Below are 20,817 nucleotides of genomic sequence, written 5' to 3' on the forward strand. Positions count from 1 at the left end.
GGTAGCTCTCGCATCCTGTTGAAAGGGAGGGATAGAACATGTTGAATTATATTATTCGTAGGTTAGTTATGATCATTCCGGTGTTATTAGGCGTTTCTATTATTGCCTTTTCCTTGTTACATATGATTCCTGGAGATCCAGCTCGAAGTATGCTTGGAAATAAAGCCAATGAAGCACAACTGGAGCAACTGCGGGAAGAGCTACGACTTAATGATCCCTACCTTGTCCAATATGGAAGGTTTGTAACTTCAACGTTACAAGGGGATTTAGGCAAATCAGTAAAATCGAATAATCCTGTTGGGGAAGAGTTGAAAAATCGTCTTCCAGCCACAATGGAATTGAGTTTATTTGCGATTTTCATAGCAACTGTGGTCGGGGTGCTGGCAGGTGTGATTGCAGCTGTCAAACAGTACTCCTGGTTTGATAATCTGAGTATGACCGGGGCTTTATTCGGAGTCTCGATTCCAATATTTTGGCTAGGGCTTATGATGATTATGCTATTCTCTGTAACGCTGCAGTGGCTGCCACCATCCGGACGATTATCGACAGGTGTGGAGCTAGATACCATCACGAACTTCTATATTTTAGATAGTATTTTAACCTTGAATTGGACAGCCTTTAAAGATTCCATCACGCATTTGTTAATGCCAGGCATTGCGCTCGGGACCATTCCAATGGCCATTATCGCGCGTATGACTCGTTCTAGTATGCTCGAAGTCTTGAACCAGGATTACATTCGTACAGCAAATGCGAAGGGGCTAGCTAGTTATTTAGTTGTCTTTCAACATGCGTTAAAAAATGCCTTTTTACCTGTTCTAACCGTCATTGGCCTACAGTTTGGGTTTTTACTTGGTGGAGCGGTACTAACCGAAACGATTTTCTCTTGGCCAGGTGTTGGACGATATGTATTACAGGCTATTCTTGGACGAGATTATCCAGTTGTCCAAAGCACCATTTTAGTGGTTGCGGTTATGTTCGTATTTATTAATCTATTAACAGATATTTTATACAAGTATATTGATCCGAGAATTCGTTTTGACTAAGAAAGGAGTTGAGCACCTATGTCAGCAGAAATGCAACAGGCAAATCAAGAAATGGAGGCTGAGATTGGAAAGGCTCCTCCTAAGGAAACAAGCTTATGGATGGACGCTTTATCTCGGATCGTCAAAAGTAAAACATCACTGATCGGTTTAATCATTATTACTTTGCTTATTATTGTAGCGATTTTTGCACCATTAATCGCCCCTTATCATCCAGTAGAAGATGGATCGATTATTGATCGGTACCAAACACCGTCCGCGCAGCATTGGTTAGGAACGGACGCACTGGGTCGCGACATTTTTAGCCGAATTGTGTATGGTGCGAGGATTTCCATTCAAATCGGTGTCATTGCCGTGGGAATCTCTGGAGTGATTGGTGTCCTACTCGGTGGCATTGCTGGCTATGTTGGACGCTGGGTTGATATGGTAATCATGCGCTTTATCGATATTCTTATGGCATTCCCTAGTATTCTATTAGCGATTGCAATGGTAGCTGTAATGGGACGGGGTCTTACGAACGCGATGATAGCGGTTGGAATTGTAGGAGTTCCACACTTTGCCAGAATCGTTCGTTCTACGGTTCTGTCTGTAAAAGAAAAAGAATTTGTGGAAGCCGCGCATGCTACGGGAGTAAAAAATGGCCGGATTTTGTTCCGACATGTTCTGCCAAATACGATGGCTCCCCTTATTGTACAAACGACATTAAGTATTGGTACAGCGATTTTAGATGCAGCGGGCTTAAGCTTTCTGGGTCTGGGAGCACAAGCACCAAAACCAGAATGGGGTGCCATGCTAAACGCTGGCAGAGATGCCTTACAATCAGCACCATGGGTCATCACATTCCCTGGCTTAGCGATTCTATTCGTTGTGTTAGGCTTCAACCTACTTGGAGATGGGTTACGAGATGCCCTTGATCCACGATTAAAGCAATAGTAGGAAATTTAGAAAAAGTGATTCCAAACATCATAAGAATACGATACACTAAAGGGTAAAGTTCAAAAACTTTATCCTTTTTGTGCGTTTATGTGTTAAAGTAGATGAGTCTTGGAAAAAAGGGGGAGAAGGATGAAGAAATATTCGATTGCTATTATATTATTGCTTATCTTTATTGGAACGATCTTTCTTCAGTCCCGAAGTGTATCCCCTGAGACAAAGCACACGTGGCCCAATCTCCCTGCGCCTATTGGGGAAGAGCCAATTCTGATTACTTCAGCTGGTCAAGCAACAGAGGGGAAAGTTTTCTCCTATGTGACAAAAGACCTTCATTTCGAAGCAGATTATCGTCCAAGAGCGCTAGCAAGGGATTTATATGAATACGAAACGCTCGTTTTGGTGACGGGGTATAGTCCACATGGGTTAAATCAAACGTACCGGAGCATTAAGGAAGAAAAACAACGGGTAGACAAGCTGTTACAACAAGCAGAACGAAAACCAATTCCCATTATCGTCGTTCACGTAGGAGGAGCTGCCCGTGATGACGAATATACGTGGGAATTTTTACGGCAATCTATCCCTTATGCTGATTACGTAATAGGATTGCGCCAAATGGAACAAAGCAACCAATTGCAGCAATTGGCTAAAAAGCATTCTGTACCCGTAACACTTGTGGAGGAATTGGATGATATCCGCACACCATTCAATTCAGCATTTCGATAGAGGAGGGGTGCTGGATGAAAGACGATAAAAAAATTGCTTACATAGCGCTTGGCTGCTTCCTTATATTATTTGGCATTCTCTTTCCGGTCCAATCGATGAAGTGGTCGTCATGGATCTATGAAAATATTGAAGTAAGCCTGGAAAGCACGGACAGTGGACGTCTTGTCATGACGGCGCTCTCCTATATTACCTGGTACTCGATCACCTTTTCCTTCATTTATATGGGAAGCATGGTCATTTCCCATACACTATCGAAGCGGTTCTTCTCGATATGGAATCAGTTGATGTTTAGTGGGATTGTATTGGCGAGTGTGTTGACGTATAACCACATGTACCATGAGCATTACGCCTATATTATTCACTTTTTATTGCTTGGCATTTTACTGTTTTTAATGAATTTTATCCCAAAGCAGCGTTATTTTTACGTGACGTTTCTACTCATTCTCGTCTTTATGTTGTTTTCGGTGCAATGGCTGAATTTAATACCAGCTCTTAGTAACTTTGGATTCGGGACAGATGATTTTGCCGTTAGCATGAAAATTACCGACGAATATTTAACCGATCAAAAGTTGTTTAACACCTTTTCGACGATTTTATTCGGAGTGTTTTTTTTAATAGCGATTATCATCACGACATTGCTTCATTTATTTAGTAAGCAAATGATGATTTCCAGGCAATATCAGCAACAGACGGAAGAATTACGGGAAACAAAAGGCGCGCTTATTGAAACGAACGTGTACAAGGAAATTCATTCCCTCGTACATGATTTGAAATCCCCGCTCGTTACCGTAGAAGGATTAATCTCCTTGCTGTCATTGAAAGTGCAAGATGAGAAGTCACAGTCCTATTTTAATCGAATTAGTACATCGCTTGAAAAAATGAAGGATATGGTATCGGAGATTTTATATGAAGATACAAAGCGGGAACTGGAAGTGCAAGAACTCGTTAATTATGTACGAAGCCATGTCCGGCAGGAAGATCCGAATATAGCTTTTCATATGCAAGTGGAAGAAAATTTGCCAAACCTGTACATAAACAAAATCCGCTTTGCCCGTGCGTTATCGAATGTACTAGAAAACGCACTACGCTCCTTGAAGGACGATGGAGGAAATCTTTATTTGGATGTGGAAAAACACAATCAGAGCATTCAATTTTTAATCGAAGATGATGGACCAGGGATAGATGCAGCATGGTTAGAAACGATATGGGAAGAAGGCTTTAGCACGAAAAACTCTTCAGGCATTGGACTACCTTTTGTGAAAAACGTCGTCCATCAGCATGGAGGAACCGTTTCCATGGAGAGCGAACCCGACGTGTACACCCGTGTGAAGATTGAAATCCCTGTTAGTGAGAAGGAGGACGAAGAACATGATTCTGGTTATTGATGATAATGTAGATATACGGTTCACGATTAGTGAAATTTGCGAATTTGGAGGGTGGAGTATTGAGGAATGCTCCAATGGAAAAATGGGCGTCGCCACATATGATCCGGGTAAGCACGACCTCGTCATGGTCGATTATCATATGCCAGAATGGGACGGCCTGCAAACAGTAAGGGAATTGAGGAAAATCGATGCACACGTTCCGATTATTGTCCTGACGGTAGATGAGCGGATGGAACTGGCTACCCAATTCACAGAAGCAGGCGCGACCGACTTCGCACAAAAACCAATCAAAGCAGCGGATTTGATCTCACGCATTAAGCTCAACTTGAAAATGGCCAAGATGCAAGATGATACCCAAACCGCATTTGTCGAAAAAGGCATCAATGAAGAAACATTGCGTCAAATCAAACGCCACCTCAACCAACAAACAGAGCCGAAAACCATCAACCAAATCCAAAAAGACCTACCCGTCTCCTACCAAACCGTCCACCGCTACCTAAACTACTTAGTGGACATGGGCGAAGTGGAGATTCAAGCCAACTACGGGAATAAAGGTCGCCCGAAAAATACGTATAAGATTATCTAGATAGGAAAACCAGCCTTTCCGGGGAGGAGGCTGGTTTTTTGTGGTGCTGGTGCTGATGGCGCTTGGTGGGCGTGGTGGAGGGAGTTGGGCTGGAGCGGAATAATCGGAAATTTCGGATTTTGCTAGGAAATCGGAAAATTTGCTCGCAATTTCGAAATATTGCTCTGATATAAAAAAAGTTGCTCCCAAACTCAAATCTCGCTCCGAACCGAGCGTCGCTCTGGCATCTGCATGATAGCTCCCTTAACTAACTTTAAGATTAGTTAGCTAAAACCAATTCTGTCCCAGCCACAAATTCCTGCTAGAATCGCTTCAATCTCCACCTGTCTATCAATTTTCGTCAATTAGGTACAAAATCACTGTCGTTGTGGTACTTTTTTACCTTGTAAGGAGATAGGAAGATATTGTATAGTTAATGAAACCGTTTTCACTAAACTGCTGAACGGTTTCTACATAGTGGATATACCCTCACTGGTGAGGATTATCATATAAATATCTAGGAGGAATGATGATGAGAGACAAATTTAAGTGGGCCTCGGTGGTGCTTATTTTTATGCTATTTGTGCAAACGATTGCGCAACCGTTACTGCCATTTTCATCGAGTGTTTCTGCGGAAGAATCGACATCTAGAACCGTAACTCTAGTAGGGAGTTTGCAAGATGAATTAGGTCATAGTATAGAATGGGATCCTGCTGCGGAAGCGACGCAGATGAGCGCAATGGGGAACAATTTTTATAAGTTTGAAGGAAAATTGCCTGCAGGGGAGTATGAATATAAGGTAGCCATTAATGGTAGTTGGGATGAAAACTACGGATACAATGGTGAACCTGGAGGGTCAAATTTAACGCTATCCTTAGAGGAGGAAACCACTGTAACATTCTATTATCATGACGAGACGCATAAGATTACGAATTCGAAGTACTATAATCCAATTCCAGAAGACAAACAACCTAGATTAGTAGGAAACCTTCAACCTGCCATTGAGGAAGGGGATGAATGGTCACCTGCTACCTCGACTGCTATTTTTCATGATACAAATTTTGATGGAATCTATGAATATACAACGGTTGTGCCAAAAGGAAACTACGAATACAAAGTAGCTTTAGGCGACAATTGGGATGAAGCCTATCCATCAACTAATGCCACCCTCAACGTGCTGAACGATACAGAAATTACATTCTACTACAATTCAGATACGAAAGAAGTCTCCACGAATTACTCACCAGAAGGATCAGATAGCTCGGTTGTAAAGGACAAGCTTTTCCATAACACAAGAGAGAATGCCTATCGCCAGCCATTTGGAGCGATTCCAGCAGGAGAAGAGGTAACGCTTCGTCTTGCATCTGGGAAAGGTGACCTCACCAACGCTACGCTATACTTAAAAAACTACCAAACTGGCAATTCCTATAGTATTACAATGGATAAGAAAGCTTGGACCACGGTTGATGGTCTAGGGGAACGAGATTTTTGGGAAGGATCATTCACTCCAGAGGAAAAAGGAGTGTATGGGTATAAATTTATCGCCAAGGATCAAAATGCGACTGCAGAATATGGAGAAGACGCCACCCAGGGTGGAACCGGGAAAGCATTTGATCAGAATGCAGGTCTTTTTCAATTAACCGTATTTGAACCAGGCTATCAAACACCAGATTGGATGAAAGAAGCTGTTGTGTATCAAATATTCCCGGACCGTTTTTACAATGGGGATACGACGAATGATGATAATAAGGAATATGCACGTGGTACGGAACCGATTGAAGATCGCACGTGGGAGCAGCTTCCTGATAACCCGCGCTTAGAAGGGACGGAAAATTATAACGGGGATGGCATCTGGTCGAATGACTTCTTTGGTGGAGATGTTGAGGGTATTCAAGATAAGCTGGATTACATCGAGTCCCTTGGCGTGAACACGTTATACCTGAATCCGATTGCTCATGCAGCATCGAACCATAAATATGATGCGACAGATTATAAATCGATTGACCCAATGTTTGGAACACCAGAAGAATTTCAGGCGTTTACAGAAGAACTGGCCAATCGTGATATGCATCTTATCCTAGATGGTGTATTCAATCACGTTGGAGATGATTCGATTTATTTTGACCGATATGGAAAATACGAAACAGTCGGTGCGTATGAATATTGGTCGAAAATCTACGATCTTATGAATCAAGAAGGCTTATCAGAGGAAGAAGCGAAGACACAGGCGAGAGAATTTTTCGAGGCGGACGGTCAAACCTTTAGTCCGTATGGCTTCCATAATTGGTTCGCCATTGAAAATGAAAAAGTAAATGTCGGAACAGAAAATGAGCATTATAAGTACACAGGCTGGTGGGGCTTTGATAGTTTGCCAGAAATTGAATCCATTCCTGGGGATACCGTCTCCTACAATAGTGAACTGAACAACGAAAAATTTGCAAACTATATTATGTATGACGAAGACTCTGCTTCTAAATCATGGATTCAAAAAGGTGGATCTGGCTGGCGTTTAGATGTAGCGAATGAAGTCGATCCTGAATTTTGGCGTGAATTCCGTGATGAATTAAAAGCAACATCGTTTGCTGGAACGGGAGAAACGTTAAAAGAAGGCGAAAAGCCATTGATTCTAGGTGAGATTTGGGATGATGCTTCGAAATACTTCTTAGGGGATCAATATGATTCTGTCATGAACTATCGCTTCCGAGGAGCAGTTGAATCCTTTTTGAAAAATGGAAATGCTTCTAGTACACAGCAATCCCTGATGGCAGTGAAAGAGGATTATCCATCAGAAGCCTATTATGCATTGATGAATTTAATGGGATCTCATGATACGCCACGCGCCATTTTCCTACTTGGCGGTGGAACAGAATCTGCAGAACGTGCGGAATTCGATTCAAGTTACAGCTATGAACTTGGAAAACAACGTCTGAAATTAGCGGCGATTTTCCAAATGGGGTATCCAGGAGCACCAACAATTTACTACGGTGATGAAGCTGGTGTTACAGGCTCGAAGGACCCAGATGATCGACGCACGTACCCATGGGGCGATGAAGACCAAGAGCTTGTGACGCATTATCAAAACGTAGGCGAAGTGCGAACGAACTACGCAGATCTTTTAGCATATGGAGACTTGCATCATGTCTATGCGGATGGAGATGTAATGGCGTACACTCGTACAAATGGCGAACAAGCAGGGCTGATTGTCGTAAATCGTGGTTATAGTGACAAAACGGTAACGATTGATGTGAAGGATATTTTGTCGAACGGAACTTTATTAACAGATGCACTAGCTAGTGAGTATAGCGTGGAAGTGAACGAAGGGACGGTAACCGTTGATGTAGCACAAATGAGTGGCCGTATGCTGATGGCCGATACCGTAGCATCAAAGCCAGACCCTGTCACGAATGTGACCGCATCTGCGAGCGAAGGTGCTGCTACCCTTGAATGGAATGCTTCCGCAACAGAGGCTATTGAATACGAAGTGTATCAAACGAATATTAAAGGCTCTTTTTATGAAAAAGTAGGTACAACACAAGAAACGAGCTTTACAGTAGGGGCTTTGGAAAATGGACGAGCTTACTATTTTGCGATTAAAACAGTTAATGAAGATGGAAATGCTTCAGCCGCAGTAGAAACGAAGGAAGTTGTTCCGCATTATGATTTAAGTGATGCATGGGCAGGTAGTCTAACAGATATCTCTGATCAGACGTTAGACTTGGCAACAAGGTTAGACGTTACAGGTCAGCTCTATATAGAAGGTGCAACAAATTCAGATCAAGCTGAAGGAGTCATTGCGAAGTTACAAGTGAAGCAACCTGGTGAAGAAAACTGGACTGACTATGATGCTACTTATACCGGCCAAGAAGGCAACAACAATGTGTATAAAGCATCTTTTTCACCAATCGAAGCAGGCGAGTACTCCTATCGAATGGCTTTCTCAAGCGATTTAGGAGCATCATGGATCTATACCGAAAATACGAAAACGTTCACACTATCAAAAGGCGAAGACACAACTCCACCAGCAGATGCTGTTCAGTTAGAGCAACCAACGAAGGAATCTGGTCAAGTGAACCTGAACTGGAGTTATGAGCAACAAGCGGATGACAGTTACATGGTCGGCATTGTACGTGATGGGGAGTTGGTGGAACGCATAAAAGATGCATCCAAGACTTCTTTTACAGACTATGATGTGGTCAATGGCGAAACGTACACGTACCAGGTGAAGCTTTTTGACCAGGCTGGAAATGTCGTAGAATCTAATAAAGTTGAAGTAACACCAGATATTGTGATGGTGGAAGTGACATTTAAAGTCCATGCTCCAGATTACACGCCACTCGGTGCAACGGTAACAATGCCAGGAAGCTTGAATGGCTGGAACACGGGTGCATGGGAAATGTCCCGAAATGGTGCAGTGACACCGGACTGGGAATACACAACAGAGGTGCAAGAGGGAACAGAAATCACCTATAAATACGTCAAAAATGGTTCATGGGATCAAGAGGGCTTAGCCGACCATACACGAGCTGACAAATCAGATGACGATATTAGTTATTACGGTTATGGTGCTCAAGGCACTGACATGAAAGTTGTCGTGGAAAATCAAGGCGACAACAAGATGGTCGTAGAAGACGAAATCTTACGTTGGATTGACATGCCAGTTGTCGTAAGCTCCCCAACGGATGGCATGGAAACAACGAAAGAAGCAGTGACCGTAGAAGGGAACGCGATCAAAGAAGGAAACCTTACCATTAACGGGGAATCTGTTGAGGTTCAAGACGACATGAGCTTCAGCCACGAAGTCTCCTTGCAAGAAGGAAAGAATACGATTGATATTCATATTGAACCATCTGAAGAAAACAAAACGGAGATCTTTAATGGGGACAGTGGAGCAATAGGTAAAAATACGAAAGACATGCAATTAACCGTAACTCGAATAGTCGAATCCACCCCAACGGAGGACTTTTTAGAGGGAGATGCATCAGCAGCAGAAGTAGCCAATTCCTATGTCGAAGCGGTACGTGCTGACGAGAAAACACCAGCAGATATCCGCGAACACCTTGTTCCTACTTTTACGAACGACTCCATGAAAAAATCGGATGAGAAGAAATTGAATGTATTCGCTGATCAAATAGAACGCGAGTTAAACAAGATGCAAAAACACTATTCGAAAAAGCAACAAGAGAAATTTATCGATAAAGCAGCGAAGAAAATTACGCATACGTTAGAAAAGATCAAAGGGATTTAATGTAGAAAACCAGCCTTTCCGGGGAGGAGAGGCTGGTTTTTTGTTGCTTGGGCTGCTGTTTGGCGTGGTTGGGAGCGCGGCTGGAGCGGTTTGATCGGAAATCTCGGATTTTGCTCGCAAATTTCGAGTTCTGCTCGGAAATCAGAAAAATTGCTCGCAATTTCGAAATATTGCTCTGAAATCGAAAAAGATGCTCGCAAACCCAAATCTCGCTCCGAACCGAGCGTCGCTCTGGAACCCGCATCCTCGCTCCGATATGGCGGGTGTCTCCAATATTTTAAAACTCGCTCCAAAATCCGCAAATCTCGCTCGGAAACCAAAAAGTGCCCTCTACAAATTAGCGATTATCCTCCCGTCACGCTCACACGTCACAGCCCCAGCTACAGGACCACCTCAATCCTCAAACTGATTCGTCGTTTCGGTTAATCGATCAGCGGAGCTGGCGACTTCGCTTGAGGCGTTTTCAATTTCTGTAATAACGTCTAATAGTTGCTTCATTTCTTGCTCGATTGTTTTGTTCTGGGACAACGTTTTTTCCATGTCTTCTAAGATTTTAACGAAATATTCATCTGTTTTGGACAGGCTTTCGCGTTCGAATTCCACATACTGATCAATTTCTTCGATGGAAGTCGTCACGTGGGAGCTTTGCGTATTCACTTCTTGAATCAACTGCGACACGGTATGAGTGGAATCTTTCGTTTGCTCAGAAAGTTTACGAATTTCGTTGGCTACGACTGCAAAGCCTTTCCCATATTCTCCGGCACGGGCCGACTCAATAGAAGCGTTCAATGCTAGTAAATTAGTCTGTTCTGCGATGCCCTTCACGATATCAATAACCTCTGTAATCCGTTTGGATACTTCGTTTAGATTGTTGGCCTTCTCTCCGATTTCATTCATGCTCGTCTTCATGCGCGACATATTCTGGTGTTGCTCACCGAGTTGCTTTTTCCCTTGCTCAGATGTTTTCTGTGTCTTTAAGGAAAGTTCTGTACCTGTGTTAGCCATATCTACTACGTTATGGGACTGGGAAATCAATTCTTTCAATGATGCATTGGTTTGTTCGGAAATGGCAGCAAGTTCTTGGGCGATGGAGCTGGATTGGTGCTGTAAGTTTAAGGTGTGAGTCTTATGCTCGTCTCGAATCCGCTGGTGTTCCTGCTCATACGATTCAAGCACGATTTGCTGTTCAAAGTTCATCAATTTTGTTGTCGAATGGATTGCTTGAATGATGTCGTTTGGATGGTGGATATACGCTTTGAAAATATCAATAAGCGAGTTTAATAGATTCTGGAATGCAGCTATGTACCATTTTGTCTCCAAGCCAACTTTGACATGCATATGAGCAATACGATAGCGTTTCTCGATAAAGGACTGATCGATTTTTCCTTCGAATAATTCCTCAATATGTACCTTCAATGTTTGCTTCAAACGTTCCACGGAACTGTGCTTTTCAATAATCTCCAATAGCTCACCTTGACTTGTAATGTTGTCATAAAAGTCCTCGGTTATAACCTCTAAATGTTCCTGAACCATCGGGTGTAGTGTTCGAATCACTTGCAAATCTTGTTTCGTTAATCCAATGGAATTCACCTGTTTCTGGAGAGAACCAGGCACATCCAACGTAACGGATTGTGAATCCAACTCCACGTCAAAAATACTTGCAGACACCTGTTGATGCTTACCTAACATACGAAATTTCATAACGTCTTCTTTTCCTCCTATTTCCACAATCTTGACAAATATGCCCATTATCACTATACCAATACCAGTATTTTGGAGGAAGATTTTTTCTTGGAAACGAGTCGAAAGTCTCATTAGAAAAGATGGTTGAAGTGTATCTTCACTTTTTTGAATAAAAATGAAGAATATGTTCACTTATCGGGTGAGTTTTGCTATGATAGGTACAAAGAGTTCGTTAAGAAAGAGGGACCGAAATGAATCAGCAACCTCCTATTCAAGGAAAGCTAGTCTCCACGATTAATAGTTATTACCCTTCTCTGACTAAGTCTGAGCAGAAAGTGGCTTCGACTGTGCTTGAAAATATCGAGGCGGTGTTGTACGGATCTGTGACCGATTTAGCTGATCGAGCAGGTGTAGGGGAAACGACAGCCCTACGTTTTTGTAGAAAAATTGGCTTCCGAGGGTACCAAGAATTTAAATTAGCTATCGCGAAGGATTTATCCAATCCTACGAGTGAAGAACATGATTCGGAAAAGCCGGTTACGCTCTCTCAATCCCTTGCCACCCATGCCAAACACACAATAGATGAAACGTTACAAATGGTAGATGATCAAACTGTCGATGAGTGTATTGACGCTCTAAATGCAGCTCATACTATCCATTTTTTTGGAGTTGGAACGTCAGGAGTAACGGCAATGGATGCGAAGATGCGATTTTTGCGAATTGGTTTTCGAACGGATGCCATCATTGATCCACACGTACAGTCCATGACTGCAGCTACACTTGGCGAAGGGAATGTAGTAGTAGGCATTTCGGTAAGTGGAAGTACAAAGGATACGATTGATTCTTTATCTATTGCCAAGGAAAATGGAGCTACCGTCATTGTAATTACGCATTATGTTCGTTCACCGATTACAAAGATAGCAGACTATGTTTTACTTAGTGGAGGAAGGCAGTCTCCACTAGAAGGCGGTTCGATTGGGGCAAAAATGTCACAGCTCTATCTAATTGATATATTAAGCACAGGACTTGCGATATACAGAAAAGAGCAATCTGTAGGTATGAAGCAAAAAACAGCTGATTCTGTGGTGGATAAAAGCTATTAATACGAACGTGGCTAATAAACTTTGTAAAGTGGGTGTCTGACATGCAGCAAGTAATTGGAATTGATCTAGGTGGTACGAATCTACGGGTTGCTGTTGTGAATGAAGATGGAACGCTTGTAAAAGAGACCTCTACTCCAACAGATTCAGATAGGGGACCTGAGGCAATTATTGAGGACATGATTCGGTTCATTACAGATTTTCAAGTGGAATTCCCAGGTATTACAGGAGTAGGGATTGGCTCTCCTGGGCCGCTTGATGCTGAAACTGGTGTTATTTTAAATCCACCCAATCTTCCTGGTTGGAAGCATGTTCCTTTAACGAAACAAATTAGGGAAGCGGTGAATCTTCCTGTTTTTCTAGAGAATGATGCGAATGTGGCTGCGTTAGCTGAAGCTACATCTGGTGCAGGTGTTGGACACGAAAGTGTGTATTATATTACATGGAGCACAGGAATAGGCGGTGGCTTTGTGTTGAAAGGCAAGCTTCAACCAGGATCTGCAGGCTATGCTGGAGAAATTGGCAATATGATTGTTCAGCCAGGTGGTACGCAGTATGCAACGCTAAATCCAGGTGCTTTAGAAGCCGTGGCCAGTGGTACAGCCATTGGCCTGGAAGGTAAGCGTCAATTAGGTATTGATGGCGGAGCCGAAGTGGTTTTTAATCTCGCCAATAAAGGGAATACTGAAGCAAAGAGGATCATTGACGATGCGATGGATTACTTGGCGATTGGAATTGCCAATATCACCTTTGCGTTAGATCCATCATTGTTTATACTTGGCGGTGGAGTCATGCAAGCTGGTGATGAATTACTTACATCCCTCCATGAAAAAGTTCACTCTATTTTATATGAGGGACAAAAGGTGGAAATGAAAAAAGCCACGCTTGGAGGTAAAGCGGGTGTAATTGGAGCAGCACAATTAGCCTTAGCTTAATTTAATAAAAAAGAGGTGCAAGCCATGCTACTGACCAACGGAACGATATATACGGAACAAGGCAAGAGGGAGAATGGATCCATTTTTATTGATAATGGAAAAATTGCATCGCTTAATCGGAATCGAGCTACAGGGGAACATCAGGTCATTGAACTACCTGAATCGTATAAGATCATTCCGGGGTTCATTGACCTGCACATTCATGGTGCTGGGGGAGCAGACATGATGGATGCGACACCAGAAGCATTAGCAACGATATCAAAACGGTTAGCAGAAAGAGGCACGACGAGCTTTCTTGCTACGACGATGACACAGGCTGACGAGAACATTGAGGCAGCCTTAAAAAATGCAAGAACCTGTATAGACCACCAAACAACTGGTTCAGAGATACTTGGCGTTCATTTGGAAGGCCCATTTATTTCGCCAGGACGTGCTGGAGCTCAACCTTCTGAGCACATTCGGAAGGGTTCTGTGGATATGTTTCAACGTTGGCAGGAAGCGGCGGGGAACCATATTCGTTTAGTAACGCTAGCCCCAGAAGAGGATAACGATTATGCTCTTACCTCTTATTTAAAGGAAACGGGCGTCGTTGCGTCCATTGGTCATTCCGATGCAACGTATGAACAAGTGAATGAAGCAGTCGAAAAGGGGATTACCCATGCCACGCATCTTTTTAATCAGATGAGAGGATTACACCATCGTGAACCAGGTGTGGTGGGAGCAACTATGTTAAATAAAGCGATTCGAGCAGAGTTGATTACCGATGGGTTCCACGTTAGCCCTGCGATGATCCAACTGACGTATCAACAACTCGGCCGGGAACGCTTAATGTTAATTACAGACGCAATGCGGGCTCAGTGTATGCCTGAAGGAAAGTATGATCTAGGTGGACAAGATGTTTTTGTAGAAGGGGCCATGGCAAAGCTATCTGATGGCACATTGGCGGGAAGCATTTTAACACTCGATCAAGCATTGAAAAATACGATGATTTATACAGGCTGTTCTCTTGAAGACGTCATCCAAATGGCTTCGTACAATCCAGCCAAAGAATTAGGCATTCAGAACAAAAAGGGGAGCATTGGTGTTGGGAAAGATGCCGATCTCGTCGTGCTTGATGACAACAATGAGGTATATATGACCTTATGCAAAGGTGAGGTTCACTATCGAAGGGAGGAATCCGAATGAAAATCTATGTAACAAAAGACAAAAAAGAGATGAATCAAAAAGCAGCAGAAATCATTCTAGAACGCATCCAAGAAAAGCCTGATATGACACTTGGCTTAGCTACAGGAGGCACACCAGAAGGAACCTATGATGATCTAGTAAACGATTATCAACAACATGGCACCTCCTATCAAAACATTACTACATTTAATCTAGATGAATACGTCGGATTGCCTTCAGATGATCCGAATAGTTATCTTTCCTACATGAGAGAGCATTTATTTCATCATATAGATATCCCTCTTGAGCAAACCAATCTGCCAAATGGAATAGCTGAAGATTTGGAAGCGGAATGCGATGAATATGAAATGAAAATTCATGGCCATGGTGGAATCGATCTCCAACTATTAGGCATAGGGGAAAATGGTCATATAGGCTTCAACGAACCTGGTACTGCGTTCGGTAGCAAGACACACGTCGTCGAGCTAGCGGAGTCAACACGTGAAGCGAATGCACGCTTTTTTGACTCTAAGGAAGACGTGCCAACTCACGCCATCACGATGGGGATCCAGACGATTTTAAAATCAAAAGAAATTCTTCTCCTGATTTCCGGTGAGCGCAAGCAAGAAGCCTTACTTCGTCTACTACACGGAGGCGTATCCGAGGACTTCCCAGCAAGCGCCCTTAAAGAACACCCGAACCTAACCGTCATTGCGGATGAAGCAGCAATTGAAAATAAAAGTGTCGTCGACTGATTTGACTTAGGAGTGAGGTAGACATCGTCTGCCTCATTTTTGTGTATAGGAAGCTATAAAAATGTTGGCTTATGCATAACGAAGTAAGTTATAGAGGCCACGTCCAACTCCTCCCCCCTCAGGTTCTTAAGTAACACTGACTGTGGAGAAGTTACCCATGTGAGTTCCATGAAAACTAGTGAACTACTATTTTTCACCTAACGATGTATATCCCAACGAGCCCTCGTCCACACTGATGGTAAAACGTAAGGGATCGATGCCTATGAGACCACCGCGCATTCGACGCTCGTTGTTTAGCTTAGCATTGGTTATTTTTGTGATCGGCCTCATGTTTCAGGAGGATTTCTGGACAAAAGCTCCTGGAGAGGTGGAAGAGGAAGAAACAGAACCTGTTGTCGAAGAAGAGGATACGCCTGATGTGCAGCATTCCAAAGACTATAACCATAACAATCCAAAGGTGAGTCCACTAGAAATTGAGGATGCACCGGTTGATATGGAAGAAGGAATGGCTGACACTGACCACGTTTCGTTACTATTAATCGAGGATCAACAAGATGAGATTGCAAAATTGACTTTTGTAACCATGCAGCCCGAAACGAACACCGTTTATGTATCCAAAATAAATTCGTACAAAGTTGCAGCGGAAACAGAACATCTTCTGGCAAAGCTCGAACGCGATATGAAGTACCCTTTAGACTTTTACATTCGGCTCGATCAGGAAGCCATTGAAACCATTTCTGAGAGAGCATTAGAAAATGAGTATTTTAAAGGATTGTTAGAAGAACAGCTTAGTGATGCGAATCTAATAGGCGCCAAGATACCAGAAGTGAATATTGGTACGATGTTAAAGGATATGACACAACTATCGTTTAGTACATTGCTTTCGCTTAACCAGTTAGCTTCTGACTTGCAACAAGAAGTAGAAACAAACTTATCCATTGGAGAATTGATGGTGCTTCGAAACAAAATTGGAATGGATACACTGACCAAGCCAATGAATGTAGAGGAAGGCTTTTATTTTGAGACCTTGCCAGCTTCGAATGAGATCTCTGATGAACAACAGCAAGAGATAACCTCCATTACAGGTGTTTGAACGCTCCTTTTCGATAGGAAGGGGTTTTCTTATTAGGGCGGAGGCGAATTGGAGCGAGAAATGGAATATAGGAGCCACTTTCTCGAAATAGGAGCGGGAATTAAAATATAGGGGCAACTCCCATTTTCCCGGCGGTACGCGGAGGGCGATTGGAATGCTGGTGCGATTCTTAGCTTGCGAGCAACTTTTTCGATTTCGGAGCAAAATCTGAAATTTGCGATCAACTTTCGAAATTTCCGAGCAAACCGCCCCCCCTGCTCACCCCAGACAACACCCAAAATGAATAAAACTTCCACTAGAGTCATCCCCAAACCCGTGCTACAATATAGAAATTGAGTTTTTTTACGGGGAGGGTATCATCATGAAAGAATTCCCAACAGATGACGATATTTCTAGTGTTGTAACGCTGTTAATCGATACATACAATGTTCCGGATCGCCTCATAAAAGGGATTATGGGGAAGGAGCAGGTGAATCAACTGAACCGCATGCTTCAGGATTTTTCCCAACAGACGATGGGGTCGTATCAAATGGCTCGTTTGGTCGTGATGCAAAAAGGAGCGGATGTGTTCTCGGGTTCTGGGCAGTCCATTCGAGAGTTGCGTAAGTTTTTGTTGAAAAAACTAAGCGACGATGCAGTGAAAGCAATTTATGAACAGCATCCGAATCCCAAGAAGAAGATTACCACGCCGAGCTATATGTACGGGGAACTTGCTGCGAAAAAGTGGATCCCCGGGGGGAGATGGCCGAAAGCATTTGTGCGGGCGCTTGGGTTTCCTACTATTTTTGCAGGCTTGAGCCAAAAGGATGGTAAGAAGAAGGCTGTTTATGAAGACGTGACACCTCAGAAAAAGGTACCGAAGCTCGTTCCGTATCAAGAAGATATGAAGCAGCGCATGCTTAAAGTCCTAAATCGGGAAGGGAATCAAACCCGCTGCATGCTTTCTTTGCCAACTGGTGGCGGGAAGACGCGCATTGCAGTCGAGAGTTTTATTGAATGGATGCATCCTAGATTTTATGACGGAAAGTATATGTTATGGATTGCTCAAAGTGAAGAGCTTTGTGAGCAGGCGATTACGTGTATTTCCGATATGTGGATTGATAAGGAATTTTCGGAGAGTCTACGAATCTATCGTTATTTTGGTGGGAGCGAACCTGACCCAGATGATTTAACTGGTGGAGTTGTCGTCGCGAGTATTCGCCAAATCTATTCTCGTCTACAAAATGACGATCCTTTTATTCAAGAGGTATTGCAGGATTGTGGTGCGATGATTATCGATGAAGCCCATCACGCTGCTTCCCATATGTATGCTCAGCTGTTTGAAAAAGCAGAAGAGCTTGCTGGAAAAGGACTGTTTGCCGTATGTGGCCTAACCGCCACCCCTGGGCGTAGCGACGAGTCAACATATACTTTGGTGGACCGATTTGAAGCTTACCTAATCAAACCTGAATTTCAGTGGAGCGAAACATATCATCGAAATCCGCTTGCTTATTTCAGGGATGAGGGGTACTTAGCTCGACCGAAGCATATAGTATATGAAAATAATAGTCGTCCCATTGAAGTAAAGGAAGAGGAAGTATTTGATCACTTTGGCGACTTTGCGCCAGAATTTTTACGAGTGCTTGCTGCCGATCAAGAGCGGAACAAGTTAATTACGAAGCGCTTGATGGAAATTCCGCACGGTGCTCCTACACTCGTTTATGCATGCACAGTGGAGCACGCCGAATTTTTAGCAAGTGTGATGAATGCGCTAGGGAGGAAGGCTGTTTCGATTTCAGCTAAAACATCCAAAGCACAGCGAAATATGTATATCGACGCCTTTAAACGAGGCGACATTGAGTTCTTGTTTAACTACGGAGTACTGACAACGGGCTTTGACGCACCGAAAACCGAGTACATCGTCATCTGCCGACCAACCACGAGCGCTGTCCTTTATGAACAAATCATCGGCCGCGGCTTACGTGGACCTAAGTTCGGAGGCACCAGCGAATGTACCATCATTGATTTTGCCGACAACATCCTAAACCTGGGCCCACCCCTTGCCTATACACGCTTCCACCATTTATGGGAGCTGAAGGAAGAGGTGCTCCCGGCCAAGTAAGTCTATCTTCTGTTGGAGATAGGCTTTTTTTGGAGATGGGAGCATATGAGCGACTTTTTCCATATTTGATTGAGATAGCAAATATAGGAGCGACCACCTACCATAAATGCATTAAAAAGCCCGCCCCACAAAGGGACGGGCTCGTGCTCATTAATATTCCATTACAATCATATCCCAGTATTGGATTTTCGGTAGAGTGAGCTCTACGTGACCATCTTCTTGCGTGAATTTTAGCTGGGAAGGGAGGCCGTTGTTCCAGTCAGGTGATGCGATCCATACGTTTTTTACTTTTTTCGATTCAGCGATGGATAGCGATAATTCTTGTTTCATGGCAGGTTCGGTTTGGGTGCCATTCGTATCGCGCCAGTTCATGTGATCGGTGTTAAAGTAATTAAGGATATGGATGATTTTTTTATCTTCTTTCTTCTTTGCAAATGTGTATAGTTCTCCACGAGCCGGTTTATCACTTAGTTGGACCCATTGTGAGGTGGTGATGTTTAGCTCAGCTGGCTGCACATCATCTCGGAGAAGGTTTTCATATGCGACCATGAAGTCATAGTATTTTGTTAAGTCTTTTTTCAAATTTTCAGGAATGGTGAGATTGTCATGTGGAAAATATTCCTGAGATAACATGTGCTCACCAAGCTCCAAGTGGGCCCCGCCTTGGGCAAAAATTAGCGCGTCTGTGTAAAGAACACTGGCAGGATTAAAACTGCCTTCTTTATTCGATTTTTTATAATTCAAATAGGCCGCAAGCACTTGGTTCTTTTCATAATTGGATAGACGGTGGTTCTCGATCAACACGTCGTTCAAATCAGCGTAGGTGGTAATGGGATCCCACAACTCGGAATATAAAAAGGGAGTAGCTGATGAGTCCGCAATTTGTTCCTGACCAAACTGATTTACAGCATTCATGACAAGTGTTTTATCTGGGAATTTTTCTTGTGCAGCTGTTAAGAAGCTCTTATAGCTATCTAACAGGTTCACTTTTTCCCCTTCTGCATTGTACACGTCGCCTCGATCACCAAGTTGGTCTATGTGCCATCCGTCAAAATTCAGAGAATCAAAAACAGTTTGTTGCTTCGAAAAGATATAATCCTGCCATGCTTGATTGCCTGGATTCGTTAAGGTGATATCACCTTTCCAGCTATCAGGAAGTTCATGGGTTGCGAGTTCTTCTTGTTCTTCATCTTTATAAAGGTACCATTCTTCTTTTTCGCCATCTTCTTTTTCTTTGGCTAACGTCCCGTTTAAAAGGTTATAGGACATCGCAGCCATGTTGTTTTCATGAGCTAAGTTGATGTATTCTTCTACGGTTTGAAAAGATACAGGTTGATTAGCAATATTGGACCAGCTTTGCTTAGGCTCCCCATCCTCGTTCATTTTTAGAGGTTGCTGGTGTTCATCATGCCAATCGTAAAATTGAAGACCATTAATATGATATCGTGTCAAGTTATTGATGACCTCTTGTTGCTTGGAATCCTCCATATCAGAAAAATCGGAAAGAAATCCGTAGCGAGGAAAGGTTTCCCATGAAGAAGAGACATCAAGTGCAATGGTTTTCCCACCACTTGTGTTGTGCAGAGGGACGACTTCCACGTAATACCCACGATAATCTGCTTTTGGTGTTTGCCATGTCCATGTGAACGTTTGATCGGTGACTTGAATAATCTTTTCATGAACCGGCTCGTCTAAATGGTAATAAACAATCTTTACGTCCATGGCGTGATTAGGTTTTTTCGACAAAGTTGCCTCAAAATTCACGGTGCTTTCTGGATGATATTTTGCTTTATCTTTTGATATGGATGTCAGATTGATGTCTTGTCCAACTGGTTTCTTTTCGTTAGGGGCTTCAAACGATTCATCTTCTGACCATAAAAATCGAGCTGGAATGATGAGTAATAGTAAAATGCCAAGGAAAATAATCGGTAACAACCAACGTTTATTCATGTAGCCCCTCCTTCTTTTTTATAGTAAAAATTTTGTGTATTAGAGGCGATAAAAGGTCTTTTTTATATACAGCAAAAGCAACTTCTTATATTTTACCACATACAAAAGACTAACAGGGCGTACCTGTTAGTCTTAAAGTGGCTTT

The 20,817-nt window shown here is 43.0% G+C and carries 14 protein-coding genes; 12 read left to right on the forward strand and 2 right to left on the reverse strand.

Going from position 1 to position 20,817, the window contains the following annotated elements; translation table 11 throughout:
* Positions 1-38 precede the first annotated feature (38 nt).
* From GLW08_RS11380 to GLW08_RS11405, 6 genes are all read left to right on the forward strand, one after another.
* Positions 39-1,043, forward strand: coding sequence for an ABC transporter permease (locus GLW08_RS11380; protein ID WP_160848769.1), 1,005 nt, complete (start codon positions 39-41; stop codon positions 1,041-1,043).
* Between the two features lie 18 nt (positions 1,044-1,061).
* Positions 1,062-1,973 carry a nickel transporter permease gene (gene nikC / locus GLW08_RS11385; RefSeq protein WP_237458410.1) on the forward strand — a complete coding sequence of 304 codons (912 nt, stop codon included), beginning with the start codon at positions 1,062-1,064 and terminating at the stop codon, positions 1,971-1,973.
* 132 nt (positions 1,974-2,105) lie between these two features.
* Positions 2,106-2,696: a DUF6305 family protein gene (locus GLW08_RS11390; protein WP_160848770.1), complete on the forward strand. Its 591-nt coding sequence runs from the start codon at positions 2,106-2,108 to the stop codon at positions 2,694-2,696.
* 14 nt (positions 2,697-2,710) lie between these two features.
* A complete protein-coding gene (locus GLW08_RS11395; RefSeq protein WP_160848771.1) occupies positions 2,711-4,081 on the forward strand; it encodes a sensor histidine kinase in 1,371 nt (456 codons plus the stop codon).
* The gene (locus GLW08_RS11400; protein WP_160848772.1) at positions 4,065-4,667 is read left to right on the forward strand and encodes a response regulator; all 603 of its coding nucleotides are present in this window, start codon (positions 4,065-4,067) and stop codon (positions 4,665-4,667) included. The genes GLW08_RS11395 and GLW08_RS11400 overlap by 17 nt, the downstream gene beginning before the upstream one ends.
* Positions 4,668-5,178: 511 nt before the next feature.
* Entirely contained in the window at positions 5,179-9,891 is a 4,713-nt protein-coding gene (locus GLW08_RS11405; protein WP_237458411.1) for an alpha-amylase family glycosyl hydrolase, read from the forward strand.
* 393 nt (positions 9,892-10,284) lie between these two features.
* Here GLW08_RS11405 and GLW08_RS11410 read toward each other — a convergent pair whose 3' ends face one another.
* On the reverse strand, positions 10,285-11,592 hold the full coding sequence (locus GLW08_RS11410) for a globin-coupled sensor protein (protein WP_160848774.1): 1,308 nt from the start codon (positions 11,590-11,592) through the stop codon (positions 10,285-10,287).
* A 233-nt stretch (positions 11,593-11,825) separates the two neighbouring features.
* Between GLW08_RS11410 and GLW08_RS11415 the strand changes: the two genes are divergently transcribed.
* From GLW08_RS11415 to GLW08_RS11440, 6 genes are all read left to right on the forward strand, one after another.
* Entirely contained in the window at positions 11,826-12,677 is an 852-nt protein-coding gene (locus tag GLW08_RS11415) for a MurR/RpiR family transcriptional regulator (protein ID WP_160848775.1), read from the forward strand.
* A 41-nt stretch (positions 12,678-12,718) separates the two neighbouring features.
* Positions 12,719-13,609, forward strand: coding sequence for an ROK family protein (locus tag GLW08_RS11420; protein ID WP_160848776.1), 891 nt, complete (start codon positions 12,719-12,721; stop codon positions 13,607-13,609).
* Between the two features lie 15 nt (positions 13,610-13,624).
* Positions 13,625-14,794 carry an N-acetylglucosamine-6-phosphate deacetylase gene (nagA, locus tag GLW08_RS11425; protein WP_160848777.1) on the forward strand — a complete coding sequence of 390 codons (1,170 nt, stop codon included), beginning with the start codon at positions 13,625-13,627 and terminating at the stop codon, positions 14,792-14,794.
* Entirely contained in the window at positions 14,791-15,528 is a 738-nt protein-coding gene (gene nagB / locus GLW08_RS11430; protein ID WP_160848778.1) for a glucosamine-6-phosphate deaminase, read from the forward strand. Before nagA ends, nagB begins: the two co-directional genes overlap by 4 nt.
* A 262-nt stretch (positions 15,529-15,790) precedes the next feature.
* Positions 15,791-16,621, forward strand: coding sequence for a hypothetical protein (locus tag GLW08_RS11435; RefSeq protein ID WP_160848779.1), 831 nt, complete (start codon positions 15,791-15,793; stop codon positions 16,619-16,621).
* A gap of 361 nt (positions 16,622-16,982) precedes the next feature.
* Positions 16,983-18,722, forward strand: coding sequence for a DEAD/DEAH box helicase (locus GLW08_RS11440; RefSeq protein WP_160848780.1), 1,740 nt, complete (start codon positions 16,983-16,985; stop codon positions 18,720-18,722).
* A gap of 150 nt (positions 18,723-18,872) precedes the next feature.
* On the opposite strand, the gene GLW08_RS11445 is transcribed toward GLW08_RS11440, so the two are convergent.
* Positions 18,873-20,672 (reverse strand): glycoside hydrolase family 66 protein, encoded by a 1,800-nt coding sequence (locus GLW08_RS11445; RefSeq protein ID WP_160848781.1) that lies wholly within the window; start codon positions 20,670-20,672, stop codon positions 18,873-18,875.
* Positions 20,673-20,817: the final 145 nt, after the last annotated feature.

It is taken from the genome of Pontibacillus yanchengensis, assembly GCF_009856295.1.
Lineage (GTDB): Bacteria > Bacillota > Bacilli > Bacillales > BH030062 > Pontibacillus > Pontibacillus yanchengensis_A.